2 protein-coding genes are annotated in these 2,512 nt (G+C 69.6%); both read right to left on the minus strand.

Translation table 11 applies throughout. The features are described from left to right. Window positions 1–397 (minus strand): FHA domain-containing protein (locus HMPREF0591_RS29300; protein ID WP_007172491.1); only part of this gene is annotated, 397 nt, incomplete at its 3' end. Between the two features lie 17 nt (window positions 398–414). After that, window positions 415–2,512, minus strand: a 2,098-nt coding sequence (locus HMPREF0591_RS29305) for an ATP-binding cassette domain-containing protein (protein WP_050790185.1), incomplete at its 5' end; no start/stop codon positions are given.

A 2,512-nucleotide genomic window follows, 5' to 3' on the forward strand; every position in this document is an offset into this window, starting at 1 on the left:
GGGGACGCGGGGCGCGTGGGGCGTCGCCGGGCGGCGTGATGACCGGGATCGACTCCGTGGTCGGCGGGAGCATGCCCACGGTGCCGGTGTGGTGGCCGATCTCGAAGGTGATCCGGGGACCGTCGGGCTTGCCGATGTTGATGGTCTGGCCGTCCTCGATGTCGACCAGCGGCACCCGCTGCCCGTTGACGTAGACCCCGTTCAGTGACTTGTTGTCCAGCGCCACCCATTTGCCGTGGTCGAAGCGCAGCAGCAGGTGCGCGCGGGCGACCAGCGGGTGCGCGACCCGCAGGTCGGCGCGCAGGTCGCTGCCGACGACCACGTCGCGGCCGGCCGCGAAGCTGCCCTTCGACCGGTCGGATCGAACAGTGAGGACGGGCTCGGCAGCTTCAGTCATCGGACCGGCCGCAAGGATCAGCGTTTCAGCCGGATGTACCACCGGACGAAGCCGGTGTAGGCGGCGGACAGGAAGATCAACATGGCCATGTCGAACACGAAGATGTGCTTCGAATGCTGCCAGATCGGGTCGTTGGTCGGGATCTGTTTGACCTTCACCAGCGACGGAAAGTCGATCGACGAGGCGCCCGCCGCGTAGCCCCACCGCGCGGGCGTCAGCCACGCGAGCTGTTCGAGGCCGAAGCGCTGATAGACGGGGATCATGCCGCTGGAGAACACCAGCTGCGACATGATCGACACCACCAGCAGCGGCATGATCTGTTCGTTGGACTGCGCGCAGGCCGACAGCAGCAGCCCCAGCATCGCCGACGCCACGCAGGTGCCGGCCACGGTGACGAACAGCGAGAAGGTGGAGTTGCCGAAGAACGGCGGGTGTGCTGTCGGGGCGCCCTTGCCGAGCCGCACGATGATCGTGGCCACCGCCGCCTGGCCCGTCGCGAAGACGCAGAACACCGCGATCTTGGCCAGCAGGTAGGCGGTGGTGGACAGGCCGACGGCCTGCTCGCGCCGGAAGATGGGCCGCTCGCCGATCAGGTCGCGGATGGTCAGCGCGGTGCCCATGAAGACGGCGCCGATGTTCAACAGCACCATGATGTACTGCGGCTGCGTGGGCGCGGGGCCGAGCGGGTCGGCCGGGCCCAGGCCGGGGTGCGGGCCCTTCACCGTCAGCGACAACGCGCCGATGAGGAACGGCAGGACCGCCAGGAAGATTGTGTAGCCGCGGTCGGACACGACGAGGCGGACCTGGCGGCGGGCGATCGTGGACAGCTGCCGCCAGAGGTCGGTCCTCGGTGGCTCGCCCAGGTCGGCGGGGCTTTGCGGGGACGGCGCCTGGGACTGCTGCTGGTTGCGCTCCTTGAAGCGGCGGTTGGCCTCGTCCGGGTCGGCGCCCACCTTGGCGAAGATGTCGGCCCAGTTGCGGGTGCCCATGGCCGCCTCGACCTGGTCGGGCGGGCCGCAGAAGGCGGTTTTACCGCCCGGTGCGACCAGCAGGATCTGGTCGCAGACGTCCAGGTACGACACCGAGTGGGTCACCACCATCACCACGCGGCCCGCGTCGGCGAGCTGCCGCAGCATCAGCATGACCTGGCGGTCCAGCGCCGGGTCCAGGCCGGAGGTCGGCTCGTCGAGCAGCAGCAGCGACGGTTGGGTGAGCAGCTCGAGCGCCACCGAGGCGCGTTTGCGCTGGCCGCCCGAGAGCTTGTCGACCCGGGTTTCGGCGTGCTTGGTCATGTCGAGTTCTTCGAGGACCTGGGCGACGATCTGGGCCCGCTCGGCTTTGCTGGTGTCCGGGGGCAGCCGCAGCTCGGCGGCGTAGTTCAGGGCCTGGTTGACGGTCAGCTGCCGGTGCACGACGTCGTCCTGCGGCACCATCCCGATCCGGCTGCGCATCGACGCGTATTCGGCGTGGATGTCGTGGCCCTCGAAGGTCACCGAGCCCGAACTGGGGCTGGTGTAGCCCACGATCAGCCGCGACAGCGTGGTCTTGCCGGCGCCCGAACCGCCGATGATGGCCGTCAGCGTTCCGGGCCGGGCGGTCAGCGAGACGTGGTCGATCAGCTGCTTTCCGTCGATCTTGAAGCAGACGGAGTTCACCTCCAGGCCGCCGGTGCGCGTCGCGGCCTCGGTGCGGCGGAGCAGCTCGCCCTGGGTGAACACCAGGTCGACGTTGCCGATGGTGACCACGTCGCCCTCGGTCAGCACCGCGGACCCGACCCGCACGCCGTTGACGAACGTCCCGTTGACGCTGTGCGCGTCGCGGATCTCGGTCCCCAGCGGGGTTTGGGTCAAAAACGCGTGATGGCGGGACGCCAGGACGTCCTGGATCACGACGTCGTTGTCGGTGGCACGGCCGATGGTCAGCGCGCCGGAGGGCTTCTGCAGCCCCCCGGATCGCGAAGGCCTGAGCGCCTGGAACATCTTCGTCGCCAGGTTCGCCACCTCGGGCGGCTTGGCGTTGGTCGGCGACATCCGCGTTTCCGGCGACGCGGATATCTGCGGCTGCGGCTGGAAGTTCGGCGGCGCCGCGGCGGGCGGGCGGCCGCGAGGGGGCGGG

The organism is Mycobacterium parascrofulaceum ATCC BAA-614 (genome assembly GCF_000164135.1).
Classification (GTDB): domain Bacteria; phylum Actinomycetota; class Actinomycetes; order Mycobacteriales; family Mycobacteriaceae; genus Mycobacterium; species Mycobacterium parascrofulaceum.